Raw genomic sequence first — 6,835 nt, 5'->3', positions numbered from 1 at the left:
GTTGTTTGTGAAGTGATTCACATCCGCCGTGTCGATGGAGGCGCATTATAGGGAGTTCTCCGGAGGCCGCAATAGAAAAATGACAGAAAAATGACTGACTGCTGCATTCCACAGCAAAACCCCGCCTTATACCTTTTTACACACAGAGTTATCCACAATGCTGCGAAAAAGTGAAAAATCACGAGCGATGCGCAAACGTTTTCGTTAAAATGCTCGCGCTTAACAAGGATGTCCCGTAAGGGGTGTTAGCTGAGTTTTTTTGGGGAAAATTCATCTAACGCTCTCTGTAATCGTGAAATCCAGGGGATTTACCATGCAACAACGTCGTCCAATCCGCCGCGCGCTGCTCAGTGTTTCTGATAAAGCCGGTATCGTCGAATTCGCTCAGGCACTTTCTGCACGTGGTGTAGAGCTGCTTTCTACTGGCGGCACCGCTCGCCTGTTAGCAGATAAAGGCCTGCCGGTAACCGAAGTGTCCGATTACACCGGTTTCCCGGAAATGATGGATGGACGCGTGAAGACCCTGCATCCAAAAGTGCATGGCGGCATCCTGGGCCGTCGCGGTCAGGATGACGGCATTATGGATCAGCACGGGATCGCGCCGATCGATATGGTTGTCGTTAACCTTTATCCGTTCGCCCAGACCGTTGCCCGTGAAGGATGCTCTCTGGAAGACGCCGTTGAGAATATCGATATTGGCGGCCCGACCATGGTGCGCTCCGCCGCCAAGAACCACAAAGATGTGGCCATCGTTGTAAAGAGCAGCGACTACAACGCCATTATTAATGAAATGGATGCCAACGACGCCTCCCTGACGCTGGCTACCCGTTTCGACCTCGCTATTAAAGCTTTCGAACACACCGCCGCATACGACAGCATGATCGCCAACTACTTCGGTAGCCTGGTCCCGGCCTATCACGGCGAAAGCAAAGATCCTTCCGGCCGCTTCCCGCGCACCCTGAATCTGAACTTCATTAAGAAGCAGGATATGCGTTACGGCGAGAACAGCCATCAGCAGGCTGCCTTCTATATAGAAGAAGAGGTAAAAGAAGCGTCCGTTGCCACCGCGACACAGGTTCAGGGCAAAGCGCTCTCCTATAACAACATCGCGGACACCGACGCGGCGCTGGAATGCGTGAAAGAGTTCAGCGAGCCAGCCTGCGTTATCGTGAAACACGCCAACCCGTGCGGCGTGGCGGTAAGCACCTCTATTCTTGATGCTTACGACCGCGCCTATAAAACCGACCCGACCTCCGCGTTCGGCGGCATTATTGCCTTTAACCGCGAGCTGGATGCGGAAACCGCGCAGGCGATTATCTCCCGCCAGTTTGTTGAAGTGATCATCGCGCCATCCGCCACGGAAGACGCCCTGAAAATCACCTCCGCAAAACAGAACGTTCGCGTGCTGGTCTGCGGCCAGTGGGCAGAGCGCGTGCCGGGGCTGGACTTCAAACGTGTGAACGGCGGTCTGCTGGTTCAGGATCGCGATCTGGGGATGGTGACAGAAGCCGACCTGCGCGTGGTGACCAAACGTCAGCCAACCGAGCAGGAGCTGCGTGACGCGCTGTTCTGCTGGAAAGTCGCGAAGTTCGTGAAATCCAATGCCATCGTGTATGCAAAAGAGAATATGACCATCGGGATAGGCGCAGGCCAGATGAGCCGCGTGTACTCCGCGAAGATTGCCGGTATTAAAGCCGGTGATGAAGGTCTGGAAGTGAAAGGCTCCGCGATGGCCTCTGACGCCTTCTTCCCGTTCCGCGACGGTATTGATGCTGCGGCAGCGGTAGGCATTACCTGCGTGATCCAGCCGGGCGGTTCTATTCGCGACGACGAGGTTATTGCCGCAGCCGACGAACACGGTATCGCAATGATCTTCACCGACATGCGCCACTTCCGCCATTAATTCCCGGAGCACAGAATGAAAGTACTAGTGATTGGTAACGGTGGACGCGAGCACGCCCTGGCGTGGAAAGCAGCGCAGTCGCCGCAGGTTAAGACCGTTTTTGTCGCGCCGGGTAACGCCGGTACGGCGCTGGAGCCTGCCTTGCAGAACGTGGCTATCGGCGTGACCGATATCCCGGCCCTGCTGGACTTTGCCCAAAGCGAGAAGATCGATCTGACTATCGTTGGCCCGGAAGCCCCGCTGGTGATTGGCGTGGTTGATGCCTTCCGCGCGGCTGGCCTGAAAATCTTCGGCCCAACGGAGGGTGCAGCGCAGCTGGAAGGCTCTAAGGCCTTCACCAAAGATTTCCTCGCGCGCCACGACATCCCGACCGCAGAGTATCAAAACTTCACGGAAGTGGAGCCCGCGCTGGCCTACCTGCGCGAGAAAGGCGCACCGATTGTAATTAAGGCCGACGGTCTGGCTGCCGGGAAAGGCGTGATCGTGGCGATGACGCTCGAAGAGGCCGAAGCCGCCGTGCAGGATATGCTGGCAGGCAACGCGTTTGGCGACGCGGGGCATCGCATCGTGATTGAAGAGTTCCTCGACGGCGAAGAGGCGAGCTTTATCGTGATGGTTGACGGTGAGCACGTCCTGCCGATGGCCACCAGCCAGGATCATAAGCGCGTGGGCAACGGTGATTCCGGCCCGAACACCGGCGGTATGGGCGCTTACTCCCCTGCCCCGGTCGTGACGGACGAGGTGCATCAGCGCACGATGGATCGCATCATCTGGCCTACCGTAAAAGGGATGGCCGCCGAGGGGAATACCTACACCGGTTTCCTGTATGCCGGGCTGATGATCGACAAGCAGGGCAATCCGAAGGTGATTGAGTTCAACTGCCGCTTCGGCGATCCGGAAACCCAGCCGATCATGCTGCGCATGAAGTCGGATCTGGTGGATCTTTGCCTGGCCGCCTGCGAAGGCAAGCTGGACGAGAAGACTTCCGAGTGGGACGAGCGTGCTTCTCTGGGCGTGGTGATTGCTGCGGGTGGATACCCTGGCAATTACAGCACCGGCGATGAGATCCACGGCCTGCCGTTGGAAGAAGTAGACGGCGGGAAGGTGTTCCACGCGGGAACCAAACTGGCTGATGACGATCGCGTGTTGACCAACGGCGGGCGCGTGCTGTGCTCTACCGCGCTGGGCCATACCGTAGCGGAAGCGCAGAAACGCGCGTACGCGCTGATGGCGGATATTCACTGGAACGGCAGCTTCAGCCGCCAGGATATTGGTTATCGCGCGATAGCGCGTGAGCAGGGCGAGTAATTTCCCCCTCACCCTAACCCTCTCCCTCAAGGGAGAGGGAATTTACGTCAAAAACTCTTCTCTGTCGGCTGCCAGGTGCAGAAATCTTCGTTCGCCACCAGCAGCAGCTGAGAGCCTTCCGGCGCTTCAAGCCACGCCACGCTCACGTCCATTGAAGAATGACGCTGACGACGCTGAATGTGTTCCGTCGCCCAGGATTCGAGATCCGGCTTCACGGTCTGCCCTTCGCAGGTGGTAACCGTGCCATCGTTATGCCAGCGCCCCTGGCGCAGCACCACGCGTCCCAGACGGAGCGCATCGCTGGTCTGGCGGATCTGTTCGGCTCGATATTTATAGAGGGCGATTTGATCGCTTGAAAGCTGCTGTTTTTGGCCGCTCACTTCGCGCTGCATAAAGCTCAGGTCGCCGCGATCGTCAAAACGCACTTTCACATGTTCGGGGGTCTTACTGTAGATATTCAGCTCGATAAGCGAGAGGCTTTCACCCTGCCAGCGATACTCGGCAGTGGAGGTGCTTCCGCTATGCCACGGGCTGAAGGCGGAGAGAAGATGGACTTCGTCGCCGGAGTCTTTACGCCACATCCTGACGGCGCCCTGGTTGTCAGCGTAGCCGCTGGCGGTAAAGGGTGGCAGGGAGGAGTCATGGCTACAGGCAGAGAGCAACAGCACGCCTGCCAGCGCGAATACGCCGCGCCAGACAGACAAAAGGGGCGTTACCGCCCCTCTGTTAAAACTGTTCACTGCCACGCGTCTTACTTAACAGCGTCTTTCAGTGCTTTACCAGAAACAAATGCCGGCACGTTAGCTGCGGCGATTTTGATTTCTTTACCGGTCTGCGGGTTGCGGCCAGTACGCTCAGCGCGGTGGTTCACTTTGAAGGTACCGAAACCAACCAGTTGTACAGCATCGCCTTCTTTCAGAGACTCAGTAATAGCAGCCAGGGTAGATTCCAGAGCAGCTTTAGCCTGCACTTTAGACAGATCAGCCTTGTCCGCAATTACATCAATCAGTTGAGTCTTGTTCATAAGTTATCCTTTCAATGTGTTTATCGCTTGCTAAGCATCGAGTGCGACGAAAATGCCAAAAAAGCACTCTCCTGCATACACGCACCGATAGCCACTTTTTTTCGCCCCCCAAATGTAGACCAGTCCGGGGGCGAAAGGGAAGAGTCGAGGAGTGACAAAACAGGCGTTAAATCACGTTTTGTTGTCTCATTGGTTAAAAATTATACCAATATTGCTCTCCCCCGCCTCACGTAAGTCCGCGCGCAGCCCTTTTATCAGCTCAATGTCGCGTTCTTCACAGTCGGCCAAAAGTCGGAATATTTCCCACTGAATGTCCCATTCTTGCTCAACCGCCGGGTTCGCACGCAGCTCTTCGTCGGTCATTTCCCGACCTTCCTGGGTCATTTCCAGCATCGCCACGGAAGTAATCGAAGCCTTACTGACCTCGATCGCGTGCTCCAGTGTTTCACCGCTCAGGCGGGAATGGATCAGTTCGCTTAACGCGACGCAGGCATCGATAGCCGGGTAGACACCATACAGGTCAAAATCATCTGCCACGGGAATGGCTTCTTCCAGCTTCTCAAGCTGGGAGTCGAAGTTCACCTTCGCGTCTTTCACCGTCAGCGTTTCCCAGATAAGGTCCAGGATGCGGCGATAGATAAAGCCATCCCCAAAGCCCGTCTGCTTGCAGAAGGCGGCGTAGTTGGGATACATGCGCTCGCACAGGCAAGCCATAAAGGTGACGTGCTGCCAGCTTTCCAGCTTCTCAAGGCGCAGGTGAATTGGGTTTTGTAACATGATGATGTCTCGAATCGAAAATTAGCCGCAGTTTACCTGAATCATCGCTGAATTTCCTGCCAACGAACGAATGCCGGACGCGCGGACGCCACCGCGTCTGCCCAGCGCGTCGGCTCGGGTAAACGGTAGCCTCTCATGCAGCGCTGCACCCACGCCAGCGCGCTGTCCGTGCTGACGCGATGGCCGGTGGCAATAAACAGTGGGTTGCACCGCGCTTTGCTGCGCCAGACCCAGGCCAGCTGCTCGCCTTTATCCATCAGCGGCGCGAGTGCGCCGGGCTCGGCGGAGAGCGGTTCGAATGCGCCACACAGACGCTTTTTCGCCACGCCTATCGTCGGTACATCTACCAGCAGACCAAAGTGGCTGGCAACGCCTAAGCGCCGCGGGTGCGAGATCCCGTGTCCGTCAACGAACAGCAGGTCAGGTTTTTGCGAAAGTTGCTCCCACGCTGCCAGCAGCGCGGGATATTCACGGAAAGAGAGAAAGCCGGGGATGTACGGCATGGTGGTGGCGATACGCGCGACTTTGTACTCCACCAGCTCAAGAGAGGGATACTTCAGCAGCACCATCGCCGCTCGCGTCACTTCACCGCCCTGCTCAAACCCCACGTCCGCGCCGCCAATGTACTGCGGTGGGTCCGTATCCAGACGATCTTCCCGGATAACCGATGAGGCCAGCTCGATTTGTTGAGCGCGTAATGACGCGAGATCCATAACCACTCCTTACTTGTGATATTGCGCAGAAAGTCGGTGTACTGCCTCCACAAAGGCGCCAGCGTGTTCTGGCGGGACATCCTGATGGATGCCGTGACCGAGGTTAAAGACGTGGCCTTCGCCCTGACCAAAACCGGCCAGAATGGTTGCCACCTCTTCTTCGATACGCGCAGGCTGCGCGTAGAGCATAGACGGATCCATATTGCCCTGTAGCGCCACTTTGTCGCCCACGCGACGGCGCGCATCGGCGATGTCGGTGGTCCAGTCGAGACCCAGCGCATCGCAGCCGGTCGCCGCCATCGCTTCGAGCCACTGACCGCCGCCTTTGGTGAACAGGGTCACCGGTACGCGACGGCCTTCGTTTTCACGCAGCAGGCCATCGACGATTTTGTGCATGTAGTAGAGCGAGAACTGCTGATAATCACGCCCGGTCAGCACCCCGCCCCAGGTATCGAAAATCATCACCGACTGCGCGCCCGCTTTGATTTGCGCGTTGAGATAGAGGGTGACGCTCTTCGCCAGCTTGTCGAGCAGCGCGTGCAGGGCCAGCGGCTCGGCGTACATCATCTTTTTGATCAGGGTGAAGGCTTTGCTGCTGCCGCCTTCCACCATGTAGGTCGCCAGCGTCCACGGGCTGCCGGAGAAACCAATCAGCGGCACTTCGCCTTTCAGCTCGCGGCGAATGGTACGCACCGCGTTCATCACGTAGCCCAGCTCGTCTTCCGGATCGGGGATCGGCAGCTTATCGACGTCGGCTTTACTTCTGACAGGCGAAGTGAAACGCGGGCCTTCGCCGGTTTCGAAATAGAGGCCGAGGCCCATCGCATCAGGAATGGTCAGAATGTCCGAGAAGAGGATCGCAGCATCCAGCGGAAAACGGCGCAGCGGCTGGAGCGTCACTTCGCAGGCCAGCTCGGCGTTTTTGCACAGCGACATAAAATCGCCCGCCTGCGCGCGCGTGGCTTTGTACTCTGGCAGATAGCGGCCTGCCTGGCGCATCATCCACACGGGGGTGATATCAACGGGCTGGCGCAGCAGCGCGCGCAGATAACGATCGTTCTTCAGTTCGGTCATTTTTGCAGTTCCTTAAGCGTCATGGCTCCAGTGTAA

Annotated in this window: 7 protein-coding genes; 2 read left to right on the top strand and 5 right to left on the bottom strand. The window is 57.4% G+C overall.

Annotated features, from left to right (window positions below):
• Window positions 1–313 precede the first annotated feature (313 nt).
• Together purH and purD are read left to right on the top strand one after the other, a co-directional pair.
• The gene (gene purH / locus ACSVHP_RS21745) at window positions 314–1,903 is read left to right on the top strand and encodes a bifunctional phosphoribosylaminoimidazolecarboxamide formyltransferase/IMP cyclohydrolase (RefSeq protein ID WP_447552927.1); all 1,590 of its coding nucleotides are present in this window, start codon (window positions 314–316) and stop codon (window positions 1,901–1,903) included.
• Window positions 1,904–1,918: 15 nt separating this feature from the next.
• Window positions 1,919–3,211, top strand: coding sequence for a phosphoribosylamine--glycine ligase (gene purD, locus ACSVHP_RS21740; protein WP_447552926.1), 1,293 nt, complete (start codon window positions 1,919–1,921; stop codon window positions 3,209–3,211).
• Window positions 3,212–3,258: 47 nt separating this feature from the next.
• Here the strand turns inward: purD and ACSVHP_RS21735 are convergent, their stop codons facing one another.
• From ACSVHP_RS21735 to hemE, 5 genes are all read right to left on the bottom strand, one after another.
• The gene (locus ACSVHP_RS21735; protein ID WP_447552928.1) at window positions 3,259–3,951 is read right to left on the bottom strand and encodes a DUF1481 domain-containing protein; all 693 of its coding nucleotides are present in this window, start codon (window positions 3,949–3,951) and stop codon (window positions 3,259–3,261) included.
• Between the two features lie 11 nt (window positions 3,952–3,962).
• On the bottom strand, window positions 3,963–4,235 hold the full coding sequence (gene hupA, locus ACSVHP_RS21730; RefSeq protein WP_002445246.1) for a nucleoid-associated protein HU-alpha: 273 nt from the start codon (window positions 4,233–4,235) through the stop codon (window positions 3,963–3,965).
• A 186-nt stretch (window positions 4,236–4,421) separates the two neighbouring features.
• A complete protein-coding gene (locus ACSVHP_RS21725; protein ID WP_417314323.1) occupies window positions 4,422–5,012 on the bottom strand; it encodes a YjaG family protein in 591 nt (196 codons plus the stop codon).
• Window positions 5,013–5,053: 41 nt separating this feature from the next.
• Window positions 5,054–5,725, bottom strand: a complete 672-nt coding sequence (gene nfi, locus ACSVHP_RS21720; protein WP_417314321.1) for a deoxyribonuclease V — start codon at window positions 5,723–5,725, stop codon at window positions 5,054–5,056.
• Between the two features lie 9 nt (window positions 5,726–5,734).
• Entirely contained in the window at window positions 5,735–6,799 is a 1,065-nt protein-coding gene (gene hemE, locus ACSVHP_RS21715) for a uroporphyrinogen decarboxylase (protein ID WP_234671505.1), read from the bottom strand.
• Between the last annotated feature and the right edge of the window lie 36 nt (window positions 6,800–6,835).

Source organism: Enterobacter sp. 186315, assembly GCF_053290175.1.
The sequence above is the reverse complement of the archived record's forward strand: the minus strand, read 5'-3'. Positions and strand labels throughout refer to the sequence as shown.

Coding starts and splice junctions, on each gene's coding strand:
- purD (WP_447552926.1), top strand. CDS start 1,919: ATGAAAGTACTAGTGATTGGTAACGGTGGACGCGAGCACGCCCTGGCG.
- nfi (WP_417314321.1), bottom strand. CDS start 5,725: ATGGATCTCGCGTCATTACGCGCTCAACAAATCGAGCTGGCCTCATCG.
- hemE (WP_234671505.1), bottom strand. CDS start 6,799: ATGACCGAACTGAAGAACGATCGTTATCTGCGCGCGCTGCTGCGCCAG.
- hupA (WP_002445246.1), bottom strand. CDS start 4,235: ATGAACAAGACTCAACTGATTGATGTAATTGCGGACAAGGCTGATCTG.
- ACSVHP_RS21725 (WP_417314323.1), bottom strand. CDS start 5,012: ATGTTACAAAACCCAATTCACCTGCGCCTTGAGAAGCTGGAAAGCTGG.
- purH (WP_447552927.1), top strand. CDS start 314: ATGCAACAACGTCGTCCAATCCGCCGCGCGCTGCTCAGTGTTTCTGAT.